This window comes from Chryseosolibacter indicum, from assembly GCF_018598585.1.
Taxonomy (GTDB): Bacteria; Bacteroidota; Bacteroidia; order Cytophagales; family Cyclobacteriaceae; genus Chryseosolibacter; species Chryseosolibacter indicus.
Genome location: NZ_JAHESD010000062.1, coordinates 1 through 15294 on the forward strand (window position 1 = coordinate 1; position 15294 = coordinate 15294).

The following is a 15294-nucleotide window of genomic DNA, read 5'->3' on the forward strand; positions in this document are numbered from 1 at the left end:
TGTGTAGATATATTCATTCAGACCTTTTCCTGCAGCATAGTTGAACCCTTTTTCATCTGTCAAAGAGGTGATAGCTCCGTTTTGAGGATCAACTGTTACTGAAATGATTCCGTTTGAAATTGTGTTTTCTTTGAAGACAAACGTGCGCTGAGATGTGGCCCTCTTCGGTGTTATGATGCGATACACTTTAGAGGATAAAGGCTGCACCTCCGATGCGATAAACGACCACGTATGCTCTCCCGTCTTCTGAATATTTACCTCATGATTGTTTTCATCCACAAGCATCTTTCCATTAAGACCTTGCGAGGTTGAAAAGGTTACTACTTCTGTTCGGGGCCAGAGGTTTGTGTTAAAGACCTGAATGAATTGGCCCTGCTCATTTGCTTTGATGCTTTTATTAAACGCTTGAGTAATCTGTTTTGTAATAGAATCAGCGCGAAGAGCGAAAGCTTGCTTCTGTTTCCATAAAGCACGGGTGAATTCCGAATCAGGATCAGGACCGCTGGCTGAAGCGCCCCAGGTATGCTCTGAGAATAACGCTACATTACGCCAGGCTTTGTAGAAACTTTCTGCTGCATATCCTTTCGGATTTACGATCGACCACAACACCTCAAGTTGGTTGAGACGCTCGGCATTGTACCGGTTCATTGATAACTCCTCTGCACTTGATGCAGCACCGTCTTCCCAGTATGGCGTGAAGTCGCCTTTGAATGTGGGGAGTTTGTCTCCGTACGTTTGTTCAAAACGTGTGAACAATTCTTCTGTTGTACCTATGTAAAACTTCGGATATTCATATTCTTGGTTCCACTTGCGGATCATGTCGGGCATATCTGTATCCGGAGGACCGTTGTCACCATTGACCGTGTAGCGTAAATAAGAGAAGTTGTAAGGAAATTCTTTTACCTCCAGTGTATTCAGATATTCCCAGATCGGATCAAGACCACTTGATGAAAGTTTCCCCGCGAGCCAATCGTGAAAATATGAGTAGCCTCTTCCGGTTGACCAACACAATACTTTCTCTTCGCCTGATGGCGATGCCCAGTAGAACGGATAGTCGCCCCACTCCTTATTTGCCAAACCGACACGACTGCCGCCAGTCTCCAGATGCGGAACGTAGTTGGGCGCTAGAGACAAATACTTCATCCCATTTTCGGCCATCGCTGTTACCATTCCCCAGGATACACCGGGAACATCAGAAAGCATGACGGAACGAATGTCTACTCCTAATTCATTACCAACGCGGTGCGCATCATCAAACAAATGCGTGATCTCTTCCTGCTTGCAAAGTCCCGTAAGAATATTTCCGATAGAAGCGTTTAACGAAATCCGGCCATCTTTCACTGCTGCCTTAAATGCTTCGACTTGTGCTGAGTTTTTGTAACGTTCAAGGTATTCATTCACCGGCCACATGGTTTCCACGTTCCACTTAAACTTCGCTCCTTCCGGATAGTCTTTCGTACGCTCTGCCAGCATTAAAGCTCTATCGATGTTTCTCAATTGAAGATTCATTACATCTTCGTGGCGATGCGTGTAGCCAATGTCGAGATGTGAATGCGGAAGGAAGTACACTTCCCACTTTCGTGCACCTTCCATCACCAAATTCTTATTCACCGTTCCCTGACGACTTTTGAATACTATGTCCACTTGCACTGCTTCTTCCACCAGGCCTGGCGGAAATAGTGCAGTGAATTCGTACAAGCCCATTTTGGAGGCTGGAATCTTTTCCGTTATTTTTTTGCCATTAAAACTCAGCTCAATGGTGCCTCCATCAAACAGCGGATTTCCAAATTTTAATTTATACTCTCTTCGCGGTCCTTCCGATGTCTTACGATAACCTTGTGTTGGGATGAACGAAACATCATCAATCTTGGCTATGTTGCTCAATTTACGTTTCGTCTTTTCGTAAAACCGGATCTCACTCAATCCATAGTAATTGATGTTCTGATTTTTCCATTTGGCGTCTTCTACTACATGAGGCGAGCCATCGTGATAATAATTTCCTTCCTCTTTATCTGCGGTAATACAGAAATATTTGAAGCTTATTCCGGAAAGATCAAGATGAAAATCTGCGGGCTCTTCTTTTTTTCCTTTTGATTCCGGAAGGATAAAGTAATCCCGATCACCATCTTTTAAAGTCTGCCATGTCTGACCATCTCGGGAATACTGCAGATAAACTTTCCGCAGACCACGTTTCGTATGATCATGCTGATTGTGATTCCAAATCTCAACAAAGTCGGGTTTTCTCTCTCTGTCGAAAGAACACAAGAGCCACACGACACCTTCACGGGTTTGCGGGCGAGCTTGGACTGACGTTTCTGACACCTGTGAAAGCCACATTGTTTTTCCGAGGTTGTGAGCAATGTGGCCATGACCTTTCATACCGCTTCCGTTGATGGTCTCCTCATCTGCAAAGCCAGGATACTCGCTACTTGATTCGACTTTAATTGTCTCTGCCGGAATAGGTGTATACACCTCAATCTGCTGCGCGGATGCTGTGACTAGCGGAACCAGCACAGATACGATGATGCATGCAACTGTCAAAATCCTCCTGATCACCACGCTCTTTCTATTTCTTCTCTGTGTTACTTTTAATACCCCACTGAATATTTGGCTTGTCGCCCATCACGAGCGTGAGTTTGCCACCTTTCAACAGTTCGCTAGCAGGAAATTTGAAAGAATTTAATGTCTTGCCATTGAGTGTTGCTGACTGTACATACTTATTATTGCGTGAGGCATTCTTTGCTTCAATCACGAATTGTTTGCCCCTGCCATAACGACCACCAAGATCAATAACTATCTCCTGATATAACGGACTCGCTATTTCATACACAGGATTAACACTGCATCCACCGTCAGTCTGAAAGAGACCAATGGATGCCATAACAAACCAAGAACTCATCTGGCCCTGATCTTCATCACCAAGATATGCGTTAGCTGACCCTCCGCCATAATATTCTTCAAGGATGGAACGGCTCCACTTCTGGGTGAGCCACGGATGATCGACCCAGTTAAACAAGAACGCGAAATGCATGGACTGTTGATTGCCCTGTACAACAGGATAGTCCCAGTACTGATCGTTTGGAGCGTTGTAACGCCAAGGCTCGCTGGCAACAAAGCCCCAGTTAAGGCGATCAATAAAAGTCTTGCGGCCAATCATGTCGGCCATTGCCGGAACATCTTGCGGAACAAAGAAGCTAAGCTGCCATGAGTTACCTTCAACATACTCTTCATTGCGACCGGATTGGAATGGATCAAATGGTTCGGTAAATTCTCCTTTGCTATCGCGGAGTTGTGCATAACCATTTTTTGGATTGAAGGCGTTGCGCCACCATTCACCACGTTCGGCAAACACCTTGTAGTCATCTTCCTTGCCAATTGCTTTCGCGAACTGCGAAAGCGTCCAGTCATCATAAGAATATTCAAGTGTGTTCGAGAATCGGCCAAGATCATGGGGCACATATTTGTACTTCATGTACGGTACCAAATCACGGTTACCAGCAAAGCCACCTGCTACAGGGCCTGCAGGTGTAGTTTGCATTTTCTTCATTGCCTGAAAGGCTTTCTCTTTGTCGAAATCACGGATACCCATTTGATATGCCGATACGATGAGCGGTATTTCATGCTCGGCCACCATTACGGGAATGTACTCCATGCCAGCAGGACCTTTTGCCAACCATCCATTCACATCATACATGGCAAGCTGAGAGTTCACCCACTTCGATGACCACTCCGGTGTAACGAGATTCCAGAATTGATTCAGGTTCCAGAATGTATTCCAAAATGCATCACAACCTAATGCAAGATGATCGGGGTTAGTAAACTTGTGCTTTGTTTCATCAGCTGCGATCCATTCGCCATTCACATCACTCCATGTGTTGCGACAGAGTGAACGGAAAAAGTTTGTATAGAAACGCACCTTCTCAAGGCGGTTATCAGATGTGATATTGATGCGCGATAAGTAGTTGTTCCATACTTTCTTTTGATTAACCACCACTGCATCATAACTCCATCCAAAAGGCTTCGAAATTTCTTTCTCGAGATTTTCTCCTGCATTCACTATGCTAATTAAAGAGATACCTGAGCGTGCCTGCACAACCGCAGACTTTTTTGTGTCAAACTCAACAAATGCGCCAGCCTCTTTCAAGTTTTTACCTTGAAGTTTACCGATGTCCACAATTTCACCATTCAGCCAGCCTCCGATCTTCTTAATAGGTTGATCAAACTCGATCACAAAGTGTACAGTGTATTCCTGGTCCGCATCATTACTCCATACTGTAGGCCGTGGTGAGATTTGGTGACTTCTTCCTTCGATGCGATAGTCATTTACTTTTTTGATCTCAACATCCAACAACTTGTAGTCGTATTCCGCCTGCACATGCAAGTCGATCATCACACGACCATCCTGATCTTTTGGAAATGTGTATCGTTGAAAGCCTGCTCGCTCTGTTGCCGTAACTTCTGCCCAGATACGCGTGTCTGTCATGTATACTTTGTAGTAACCCAGCGGTGCTTCTTCTGTTGACTTATCGATCCGTGACCGATAACCTGAATGCGGATTAAACTCATCTCCTACTTTGGTTTGCAATTCGCCATTGGTTGGCATCATACCAAGACCGGCCATAGTCCATTCGTGAATGTGACTGAAAGTACCGATCGTCTCGAAGGTAGGCTGGTATCCTGCCTGCCAACCCATGTTCTGATTGTCAGGACTGAGTTTCACCATACTGAACGGCATCCATGGGCCAGGCGCGATCATCCAACGAGAGTGCGCTGTACCGATTCGCGTATCTACATAGTCCGCGAGTAATTGCAATGGCGCGGGTGATCTTTTGATTGTTCCAGCTTGCAGCTCTTTGTCGTTTACAATGATGCGATAGTTACTGTTCTTAGCTTTTGCAACCGCTGGCATTGGAACTTCCAGTTGATATCGGGCAGAGTCAAGTGTGGTTTGATAGATAGACTTACCGTCTAATTGGACTTCAATCTTCGGGTTTCCGCTCAGGTGCTCAGCATCTACGAGCAATGGTTGGACGTTTTTCTTTCCTGACTTAAGTTCATAAGCAGCAGGTTTAACACTGCGGATGAATACCTCATTATCCAGTGCCAATGTGGCTCCAGCAGGACCTTCGAGGCGTACGTGATCAAATACAACCCATGAACCTTCAAGCACAGTAATGTTAATGGCATTACCATCTTTCAGAATAACGCCATCACGTAATGGTATTTCCAGAATCTTTTCTCCTTTAGCAGAACCACCATTGGTCAATGATTCATCTGAAACTCCTTTTAGTAAGAATTTTTCATACTGCTGGTCATTGATACCAACTTTCATCACTGATCTTGTAGGGCGACTATCAATGAGATCAATAACAAGCTTCCATTTACCATTTGCAGGCAAAGACTTTAACGCAAACAGGATGTTGATTTCATGCGTGCGCCAACCGGACGTGCCCCACGTTCCTCCCCAGGTATCATCAGGGCCTGGCAAAACATAAGGAAAATCAGAGGCGGCATTAGATCGACCAACCAAGAAGAATCGATCTTCGAAGCCGAAATCTTTGCTTAGAAACTTTTTGTACTCTGCCGGTCCCAAAGCCAGGTCAGCAGATGAATTATCATTCTTACCTATACTCCAGATATCCTGGGCCGATATTCGGTCAATTGCTAAAACGGATAAAAATAAAAAAAGGAGTCTGTTCATAGGCTTAAATTATTTAACCTCTAGGCATTTCGCTGCTAAGAAGTATAGTTACGGTCAATCAATGAGTTTACTCTTAAGGACCTTGGCCGGTTTAACCATCCCGGATTACACGTCGGACGATTAGTGGTTTTTATCCAATCTGCTGCCTCAATCCCATATTTTCGTCAATTATATGAAAATGTTCATATAAAATGAAATATGTTCATACTTATTACGATATTTATACATACTTATTTTATAATTTCAAGATTAAGAAATTGTAGTAAGTAAAAAATCAATCGTTTGAATTATGTTTTATAAGACTAAATCGATTATTTTATATATTGCCACATGTATGAACATATATCAAGATATCACACATACTTAGTATATATTAAGGAGAGATACCAGACACAGATGTATGAAAAATGAAAGAGGGAGATGGTGCTTTAACACACCCATCTCCTGTTTTCAGATGTTGATAGGCTGTAAGCGATAGCAGAAATGCGGTGTCTTTAACTGAATAGTCTAGTTGAATAATTGAATCGATACTTAAACAAAACCAAACGCCTATGAGAAAAAACGATAATCAAAAAAACCATTCGCTGGTGCGCCAACACGCCAAAGCATTAAAAACTACATGCTTAACGGAAACAAAGACACAAGCTTTCTCTAACCATTAATGATATGCCACACCAACACAACCCATTGTTAAAAGAACTAATAAAGCATTCCATATGGGGAATGATTATTCAATGCTTTCTTGTCGCGCCAACCTTTGGAAGCGAGGTTAATAAGAAAATCGTTGCACATGAATTTCTTCCGATCGCAGACATAAACCCGCAGGAAATTACAATAACCGGAACAGTGACATCAGCTGATGATGGATCTGGATTACCGGGCGTGAGCGTAGTAATTAAGGGATCAAGCCGTGGAACCACTACTGACGCAGACGGCAGATATACATTACCACTCCCCCAACCTGATGCGGTGCTGGTTTTTTCCTTCATTGGTTATACATCTCAGGAGGTTCAGGTGAATGCAAGATCGGTGATTGATATTGCTATGACTGCAGATATCCAACAACTCGGAGAGGTGGTTGTTGTAGCTTATGGTACGCAAGCGAGGGAAAATGTGACAGGAGCGGTAACCCAGGTACAGAGCAAGGAAATTGTAACCACGAAAAATGAAAACGTGCAGAACATGCTCACGGGCAAGGTCGCTGGTCTTCGCGTTCGTCAGAACAACGCCGAACCTGGTCAGTTTAATAGCAGCATTGATATTCGTGGGTTCGGGAATCCGCTTGTTGTGATAGATGGAATACCACGCGATAATATGCAGCGTTTGGATCCGGAAGATATCGAGAGTATCTCGGTGGTAAAAGATGCTACAGCAGCCACTTTCGGGGCACGTGCTGCGAACGGTGTGATCCTGATCACAACCAAAAAAGGAACAAGGACAGGCGAGCCTAGCATTACCTATTCTGGCAACATGGGTTGGCAACGACCTTCTAATTATCCCAATCTTGTAGATGCTGCGCAATGGATGACTCTCTATAATGAAAGGGACAGGCATAACGTCGACAACAGCAATCCATTGTTGAAGTATACTCCAGAGCAAATTGAAGAATATCGGAACGGAACAAAAGTATCAACCGATTGGAGAGACGCTGTCCTTCGTGCAAGTGCTCCCCAGACGCAGCATAATTTAAGTGCTACTGGTGGTAATGATAAGATCACCTATTATACCAGTGTTGGTTACCAATATCAGGGCAGCTTCCTTCAGACGGACGCCATCAATTATAAAAAATATAATTTCCGTAGTAACATCTCCGCGAAAGTGAGAAAGGACTTGACGTTTGACCTGAACCTTGCAGGGCTTTCGGATGAACGGCAACAGGCACCTTATGGCTCAAACGACATCGTAAGGGCCATGTGGCTTCATCGCCCAATTGATCAGATCTATTACAACGAGAGTGAAAGTAAGTATGGCATGATGGACTGGAATGTAATCTTAAATCCTGTTGCCATGATGGATAAGCACCTGGTTGGTGAGAATAAGTACCAAAGCAGATGGTTGCAATCCAATATCAGTCTTAAGTACGACGCTCCGTTTTTGAATGGCCTTTCCTTGAGCGGACTGTTTAGCTATGATTATACAATGAACGATAACAAAGAGTATACGAAAGCTTTCACGCTCTATAAACCGAATGGCGATCTTCAAATGGCGAATACACAGGCGGCAGGCAACAGCAGGATATCCCGCTTTTTCTATTCAAAAAATTCAAGCTTGTGGCGCTTGCAGATTGCATTTGAGCGTCAGTTCGGCGATCACTACATCAACGTGATGAACCTTTTGGAAAACGCACATTATCAGGGTGACAACTTTTATGGTCGTCGTTTTGCAGTACTTCCCTTGCCTCAAATATTTGCGGGGATCACCGACAGGCAGGAAATGCTCCAATCTACTGACAGAGGAGCACTATATGACTATGCGAATCGCGCGTCGGTAGGCCGCGCAATGTATAACTTCAAGGGAAAATACTTGGCTGAATTCTCTTACCGTTATGAAGGGAATTCAAGATATCCGGAAGCCAATCGCTGGGGTTTTTTCCCAGCTGTGTCCACAGGTTGGAGAATTTCAGAAGAGAACTTCTGGACAAATTCTTCTCTCAGTTTCATCAATAACATGAAACTCCGCGCATCTTATGGTATCACCGGCGATGACAGCGGCCTGACATATCAGTTTGCTACAGGTTTCCAATATCCTGCTCCTGGGGGGAGCCGCACTGGCCTTCCTGCAGGTTACATCTTCGGAAGCTCATTCGTTCCTTCATCGAGCAGCACTGGCTTGCCTAATACCGCCATCACATGGCTTGAATCAAAAACTACAAATATTGGGATAGATGCAGATGCATGGAATGGCCTCTTAGGCATTTCGTTCGAGTATTTCAATAGAGATAGAGAGGGCCTTTATGCAACACGTGCTGAAAGCTTACCCGGCATAGTCGGAGCAGTGCTACCACAAGAAAATCTTGAAAGCGACCAAAACCGTGGTTTTGAAATAGAATTACGTCATGAAAATCGTGTCGGAGAAATTACTTACCAGGTCAGAGGTAACATTTCTTATACGCGTGTCAAAACAATATACGCTGAAATGGCCAGGCCAGGTAACTCCTACCAAAACTGGCGCAATGGCCGCAATCAGCGATTCAATAACATCTGGTGGGGCTATGCGGGTAACGGTCGTATAACAAGCTGGGACGAGATCTATTATAATCCAATTTATATCGCTCGAAACTCAATACTCGGTGATTATGAATATCAGGATTGGAACGGTGATGGCTACATCAGCGATCTTGACGTTCACCCCCTGGCGACCAATGGGCATCTTCCATTGATCAATTATGGTGTCACCCTCAGTGCACAATGGAAAGGTATCGATCTCAACATGCTTTGGCAGGGTGCCGGCAAAAGGTATATGATTGCGAGAGAATTTTTGTATCAACCGCTTTGGTCTAACAGCAACGCACTTGCTGACTTCTACAACCGCTGGCATCCTACAGATGTGAATGCAGATCCCTATGATCCGGCGACACAATGGACATCCGGCGCATATGCATTCACAGGAACATCGCCCGACCAAACTTCTGATTTTAATATCCAGAACGCAGCTTACCTCCGCCTCAAGAGCATAGAGATTGGTTACACGCTACCGAATAAGATCCTTAGCAGCATTGGCCTGCAGAACGTGAGGATCTACGGAAATTCCTATAATCTGCTTACGTTCACGAAGCTGCGCTATTTAGACCCTGAGTTCTACACGAACAACGATACCTCTAAATCAGGTCTTACCGATCTGGGATATAATTACCCCCTTAACAAATCGTATTCAATTGGTATAAACGCGAAATTTTAAATCTCACGATTTATGAAACTGAGAAAAATATTATTAGCTATAAGTTTGACCGCTACTTTTTCGGCTTGTACAGATCTCGACATTCCACCTGTAAACGTGGTGGGCGAAGCCGATATCTACGGCAGCAACGATGGCGTACTCAGTAATATGGCCAGAATCTATAGTAGGCTTCCCATAGAGGATTTTAAATATTACTATGCTCAACCGTCGGGATCCGTTTTTAATGTTGGAGGCGCTTTATACAAACAATTCTCTGCGCTTACCGGTGAAGCCGTGGGCCGTGATACACAAGGCGCCGACAATGAGGGAGCTCCTTATTGGGATGAGGCCTATGCTCAAATCAGGGACATCAACATGATGCTTGAAAAACTTCCTGACTATGCCGTTCAACTGGGTGAACCATCCATGAAGACATTCCTTGGTGAAGCGCGTTTTTGCAGGGCCTTTACTTATTATGCGCTGGTGAAACGATATGGAGGCGTGCCGCTGATAACAACCACCATCGATTATCCCGCATCAGTTGACATGGCGGGAACGCGTCTTTTCCGTTCGTCAGAAGAATCAATATGGGATCAAATTGCATCGGATCTCGACTATGCGATCGAGAACCTGCCCGAAAATTCTCCGCAAAGAGGACGTGTCAATAAATATGTTGCCGCAGCATTCAAATCGAGAGCTATGCTTCACGCCGGAAGTATTGCAAAATACAATACCATAACACTATCGCAGAATCAGAACGGAACAGATGTACAAGTTGTAGGCGTGCCTGCAGGTCGGGCGAATGATTATTTTAAAGCAGGCTTCGATGCAGCGAAAATGGTGGTCCAATCAGGCAAATATGCACTTTACAAAGCGCAGTGGGTAGCCGGCGATAAAGCAGCTCAAGCCAGAAACTTCAGGGCGCTGTTCCTCACAGAGTCAAATGAGAACATCTTCGTAAAGTACTACGACGGAATTAACAGCGCCCACAACTTTGACGAGTCGGCACAACCATACCAAACCAAAACAGGTGGCAATGACTCTGAGATTAGCCCTTCTATGGATTTTATCGAAATGTTTGACGGCATTGCCAAAGATGAGAACGGGCGCTTTGACAACATTGATAACAACGGGCACTATTACTTGTTCAACTCTCCTCTTGACGCTTTTGCTAACGCAGAACCACGCTTACGTGGAACAGTGATCTTCCCAATGGACGTATACCGAGGTCAGGTCATCGAGATTCGTCGTGGGATCTATACAGGAGATGCAAGTGGAGGCATTGCACAATTAAAAAGTGAAGGGAATGTTGGGAATGTGGCAGACCTTGGAGAGACTAGCCTTACCCTTGCAACATCGTTAAGCAACAATCCTACTGTAAACTTAAAGCCAGACGATCCTAATGGCGCAACAATGAAAGCAGCCGGCAAGAACGGGCCCGTAACCCAATGGGACTTTGGAAATACCGGCGGCACTTATCTTGCCAAATATTTAAGAGAGAGTGGTCCCACAGATGGAAGCAACTCCACACAAGCATGGATTGAGATTCGTTATGCCGAAGTGCTGTTGAATCAGGCAGAAGCTGCGTTTGAATTATTTCTGGCAGGAGAATCGGGAGACAGCTATCTCAACATAGCGTACACAAACATCAATAGTATCCGCGAACGTGCCGGAGCTGACTTACTTATCGGCGAAGCAGATCTGAATAATATTGATATCGTTCGCCGGGAGCGACGCAAGGAGCTTGCCTTTGAAAACAAAACTTATTGGGACCTAAAACGCTGGAGAATACTTGACGACGAACAGAATAACAGGCGTTGGAGAATTCTCAATACGTTCTATTCATCTGAGGCAAAGAAATATTTCCTGTCGGTTAAATTCCAGGAACCACGCGGTGGATTCCAGTACCTGTTCACATTCGATACACGGTACTACTACCAACCAATCCCTCCTGCAGAACGAAATAAGAACCCAAACATGATACCAAACCCTGGCTTTTAATCAATTGCAAACATTCATTAAATATGAAAAGCATTAAACATATAGTAATTTCATTTTTGCTCATTGCAGGTTTCGCTGCATGCGAAGAAGATAATTATCCCGGTCCCGATGCAACCTTTAAAGGTGCTATCATAGATGCAGAAACCGGCGAGCCATTCCAAACGGCAATTGGTGGCACTGGTGTTCGTATCAGGATGATGGAATACAGTTGGAGTGAAACTCCAGCGCCATACGACTTGTATGTGATGATGGATGGCCGGTTTAATAACAATAAAGTTTTCAAAGGCAACTACGGTGTTACACCTTCAGGAGCTTTTGTAGCATTGCCTGAGGAAGTTATTGAGATTTCAGGCACAGTTGAGAAAAACTATGAAGTTGATCCCTTTCTGCGTGTAGAATGGGTTGGCGAACCCGTGATTAATAACGACGGCACAGCAACCATCCAGGTTCAAATCAGTCGCGGCACGAACCACCCTGACTATCAACAAGCACTGGCCGAAGTCTGGTTATTTGTCAGCGAAACACAATACGTGGGCGATTTCAGCTATAGCCCCAATTACTCTACCAGGTTAACTGGTGCAACTTTACCGGCATTGGGTGGTACTGTTTCCATTACCACTGGGTGGCCTGGTGGAATTGGCACCGGCTCACAAAGAACCTTCCCTGATTACGCAAGAAAGTATTTTCTGAGAGTGGGCGCCAGAATTGATAAACAGGTAAACAGTACTAATGTGTACAATTATTCCACCGTTAAGGAGATAACTACAAATTAAAGTAAATGCATTTAATATATTCCCGAAGTATCAGAAGATCTTCGGGAATATCCTTATTGTTAAATAACGTAATCTTACAACTGACTCCTATTTAAACCTTGTATTCGGCAAACGCTTCAGTTTGCTTTACCCTTGTTCTTTCCGTGGACATTTGAATAAATATCTAACTGAAACATTTTTGTAACTTTGGCCATTCAAATCGTTAAAATTGGCTTAAATCTTTCAAATTCTTTGTTACATAGTGAAAATACAAATAGATCACAATAGCTCAACTCCACTGCACATACAAGCAGAAATGCTTTTAAGAGAGCTCATTAAGAAAAAAGAATATCAGGAAGGGAAACTGCTACCAAACGAAGTTGAACTTTCAGCACAACTTCGCATCTCCAGAAATACACTTCGGCATGCCATTGCTAAACTAGTGAACGAAGGTATTTTGTCTCGAAAAAAGGGCTTTGGAACTACTGTTTCGACAAAGGGCGTATTTGGAAGAGCAAAGAACTGGTTGAGCTTTTCGCAGGAGATGAAGGCCCTGGGGATTTCTGTTCATAATTTCGAATTGCACCTTAGTTGGGTCGTTCCCGAAAAAGCAGTGCTTTCTTTTTTTGATTTAAAACCGGAAAGTCGGGTTTTATGCCTTGAAAGGTTGCGAGGTAAAGAGAATTTTCCGTTTGTCTACTTTATTTCCTATTTCAACCCCTCAATTGGGATGAGTGGAAACGAGGATTTCAGTAAACCACTTTATGAAATTCTTGACGAAAAGTACAGTGTTAAAGCATCGCTCTCATATGAGGAGTTGACTGCAATAAAAGCGCCATCACATATTTGCAAAAAATTGAACATTGCATCGGATGACCCTGTATTGTTTAGGAAGCGCTTGGTATACGATGAGAATAAACATCCTATAGAGTTCAATTATGGCTACTATCGCGGAGACAGTTTTGTGTATACCGTCGAAAGCGAAAGAAAGTCAACTTAGTTATTGAATCCGTTCTATCAATTCACTACTCATCCGAAGTTTCTTTATTTGGTGTTGTAATAGACAAGGGAATGAGCTATGAATCTACATCGATACTCGAATTCGCTTTCAGCGCTGAGTAAACCTAAGAGGTGGCGGTCTAAAAATTACCGCCAGCCTAATCCAGGTGCTACATAGTTCAGGATTGAAGAAAGTACGTGGACATTGTAATCAACACCTAGGGTATTCGGTATGGTTAAAAGAAGTGTGTCTGCTTCCTGAATCGCTTCGTCTGCTGCCAATTCCTTAATGAGTTGATCTGGTTCCGCAGCATAGCTTCTTCCGAAAATAGCACGCTTGTCGCTCTCAATAAAACCGATTTGATCTCTCCTATTGGTTTCCTGTCCAAAGAGATACCTGTCTTGATCATTCACCAACGCAAAAATAGAACGACTAACTGAAACTCTCGGCTCACGCTGATGGCCTGCCTTTTTCCATGCTTCTTTGTACAACCTGATTTGCTCGGCCTGCTGCACGTGGAAAGGTTTACCACTTTCATCATACTTCAATGTTGAGCTTTGAAGATTCATTCCATTTTCTGCGGCCCAGACCGCTGTTGCATTTGAGGCTGCGCCCCACCAGATTCGTTCAAGCAATCCTTCTGAATGAGGTTCTAATCGTAATAAACCCGGAGGGTTGGGGAACATAGGAAATGGGTTGGGCTTTGCAAATCCAACGCCTTTTAACTTCTCCAAAAACTCCAATGCTTTACGACGTCCCATGTCTGCATCAGTTTCCCCTTTAGCAGGTTCATAACCGAAGTAACGCCATCCATCGATTACCTGTTCTGGCGAGCCTCTGCTAATCCCCAATTGCAGTCTACCTCCTGATATCAAATCAGCCGCTCCTGCTTCTTCTACCATATAAAGCGGATTTTCATAGCGCATATCGATCACCCCGGTGCCGATCTCTATTTTTTTTGTTTTTGCTCCGATGGCTGACAATAAAGGAAATGGGGATGCTAACTGTGCTGCAAAATGATGCACACGAAAATATGCCCCGTCTAACCCCATCTCTTCGCAGGCAACGGCCAGATCAATAGATTGAAGTAATGTATCACTTGCTGTACGGGCTTGATAGCCTGGGCGATTAGCCCAATGTCCAAAAGACAAAAATCCGATTTTCTTCATAACTCCCCTCCCGGGTTAGTAGCCATGCAAAGATAAAACCTTCCGGCACACAATAAGTTCCCTCATGCGGCAGATGTTCGCATTTGTGCTTAAAAGGTGGTTGGTATTCTCCACTCCTGCTGCACTCGTTCTGCACTCGTGATACTTTTTTTGATGTTTGGGGCTGACCGGATGGTTTTGACACTATTTGTCAAAAGTCGGGTTTACCTTTCCCAAAAAAACTATCACTATGGCACATGTAAGGGAAAATGATCTTACTGAAGGTTTGAGTGGAAAGTTTGGTCGAAAATTCGTTTTTAAGCAATTAAGGGGAAAAACGATTGTAGCCCGAACGTCGAAGCCGACTACGAAAGAAAGTGCATTGCAACGCGAGAACCGGAACCGCTTTAAAAAGGCTTCCGCCTATGCAAAGGCTATGATGCTGATTCCTGAAAAGAAGACATATTACTGGGTGATGGCAAAGGAACTGAAGTTTCCCAATGCTTATACTGCAGCGCTTTCTGATTATATGCGGAAGCCGGTAATTGAAGAAACAAATGTTGTTACTGAAGATTCAACTTTAGTTGTAAAGGTGCGTGCTATAAAGAAAGATTATCGGATGAAAGCGATAAAGGTGGTTGCTCTAGGACAAGATAACGCAATTATAGAAGAAGCGGAAACTGTTAAGGATTGTGGATGGTGGCATTACAGGTTTAGAAAGGAGAAGGAAACGATTCACAGAATCAATGTGGTTGTACAGGATGAGGTGGGAAATGTTTTGAGCAGGGAAATAGTGGTGTAATTGATGCTTATGAC

The 15294-nt window shown here is 44.0% G+C and carries 8 protein-coding genes; 5 read left to right on the top strand and 3 right to left on the bottom strand.

The genetic code is table 11. The features are described from left to right. Together KK060_RS25275 and KK060_RS20100 are read right to left on the bottom strand one after the other, a co-directional pair. Positions 1–2556, bottom strand: a 2556-nt coding sequence (locus KK060_RS25275; RefSeq protein WP_254155612.1) for a glycoside hydrolase family 38 N-terminal domain-containing protein, incomplete at its 3' end; no start/stop codon positions are given. 10 nt (positions 2557–2566) lie between these two features. Further along, a complete protein-coding gene (locus KK060_RS20100) occupies positions 2567–5701 on the bottom strand; it encodes a GH92 family glycosyl hydrolase (RefSeq protein ID WP_254155613.1) in 3135 nt (1044 codons plus the stop codon). Positions 5702–6367: 666 nt separating this feature from the next. On the opposite strand from KK060_RS20100, the gene KK060_RS20105 reads away from it, so the two are divergent. From KK060_RS20105 to KK060_RS20120, 4 genes are all read left to right on the top strand, one after another. Next, positions 6368–9598, top strand: coding sequence for a SusC/RagA family TonB-linked outer membrane protein (locus KK060_RS20105; protein ID WP_254155614.1), 3231 nt, complete (start codon positions 6368–6370; stop codon positions 9596–9598). Between the two features lie 12 nt (positions 9599–9610). Continuing rightward, a complete protein-coding gene (locus tag KK060_RS20110) occupies positions 9611–11578 on the top strand; it encodes a RagB/SusD family nutrient uptake outer membrane protein (protein WP_254155615.1) in 1968 nt (655 codons plus the stop codon). Positions 11579–11601: 23 nt separating this feature from the next. Further along, on the top strand, positions 11602–12351 hold the full coding sequence (locus tag KK060_RS20115) for a DUF3823 domain-containing protein (protein ID WP_254155616.1): 750 nt from the start codon (positions 11602–11604) through the stop codon (positions 12349–12351). 241 nt (positions 12352–12592) lie between these two features. Continuing rightward, positions 12593–13330 (top strand): GntR family transcriptional regulator, encoded by a 738-nt coding sequence (locus KK060_RS20120; RefSeq protein WP_254155617.1) that lies wholly within the window; start codon positions 12593–12595, stop codon positions 13328–13330. A gap of 146 nt (positions 13331–13476) precedes the next feature. Here KK060_RS20120 and KK060_RS20125 read toward each other — a convergent pair whose 3' ends face one another. Continuing rightward, entirely contained in the window at positions 13477–14499 is a 1023-nt protein-coding gene (locus KK060_RS20125; protein WP_254155618.1) for an LLM class flavin-dependent oxidoreductase, read from the bottom strand. A gap of 229 nt (positions 14500–14728) precedes the next feature. Between KK060_RS20125 and KK060_RS20130 the strand changes: the two genes are divergently transcribed. Further along, complete coding sequence (locus tag KK060_RS20130) at positions 14729–15280, top strand: hypothetical protein (RefSeq protein WP_254155619.1); 552 nt, start codon at positions 14729–14731, stop codon at positions 15278–15280. Positions 15281–15294 lie beyond the last annotated feature (14 nt).

Coding starts and splice junctions, on each gene's coding strand:
- KK060_RS20125 (WP_254155618.1), bottom strand. CDS start 14,499: ATGAAGAAAATCGGATTTTTGTCTTTTGGACATTGGGCTAATCGCCCA.
- KK060_RS20105 (WP_254155614.1), top strand. CDS start 6,368: ATGCCACACCAACACAACCCATTGTTAAAAGAACTAATAAAGCATTCC.
- KK060_RS20130 (WP_254155619.1), top strand. CDS start 14,729: ATGGCACATGTAAGGGAAAATGATCTTACTGAAGGTTTGAGTGGAAAG.
- KK060_RS20115 (WP_254155616.1), top strand. CDS start 11,602: ATGAAAAGCATTAAACATATAGTAATTTCATTTTTGCTCATTGCAGGT.
- KK060_RS20110 (WP_254155615.1), top strand. CDS start 9,611: ATGAAACTGAGAAAAATATTATTAGCTATAAGTTTGACCGCTACTTTT.
- KK060_RS20100 (WP_254155613.1), bottom strand. CDS start 5,701: ATGAACAGACTCCTTTTTTTATTTTTATCCGTTTTAGCAATTGACCGA.